Origin of the sequence: Methylobacterium nigriterrae (assembly GCF_037106235.1) — a bacterium.
Taxonomy (GTDB): domain Bacteria; phylum Pseudomonadota; class Alphaproteobacteria; order Rhizobiales; family Beijerinckiaceae; genus Methylobacterium; species Methylobacterium nigriterrae.
Map to the genome: position 1 here is coordinate 1 of NZ_JBAWTG010000567.1, position 432 is coordinate 432.

The window sequence follows — 432 nt, forward strand, 5'->3', positions numbered from 1 at the left end:
TGGCGGAGCCGGCGAAAGCCATGTCATGAGGGCATGCGGCCGGACGCTTTGACGAACGGCGCGCAAGCGGGAGCCGCGATGTCAGCCTTGGTGTTTTCCGTGCGTGCCGCCGACAGCGCCAACGTGCATCGGGTGGAAGCGACGCACACCGGCCGTGGCGTGCGCTTCACCTGCACCTGCCCGGACGGCAGCGAGGGCCGCCACTGTGAGCACCGGATCGCGCTGCTACTCGGCGATACCTCCGCCCTCGTCGAGGTTGATCAGGAGGCCGTCGACGCGCTCGCCACGATGACGAAGGGCTCGCCGCTGCTGCAGGCCGTGCACAGGCTGGCTCAGGCCGAGGCTGCCGCAGCTGAGGCGCAGTTGGACCTAGAGCGGGCCAAGCAGGTCATCGCCACGATCCTGATGGGATGAGCCGATGCCACGCTGGCT

1 protein-coding gene is annotated in these 432 nt (G+C 68.8%); it reads left to right on the plus strand.

Annotation, left to right across the window (positions count from 1 at the left end; translation table 11 throughout):
• Positions 1-78 precede the first annotated feature (78 nt).
• On the plus strand, positions 79-414 hold the full coding sequence (locus WDW90_RS38270) for a calcium-binding EGF-like domain-containing protein (RefSeq protein ID WP_336492897.1): 336 nt from the start codon (positions 79-81) through the stop codon (positions 412-414).
• Positions 415-432: the final 18 nt, after the last annotated feature.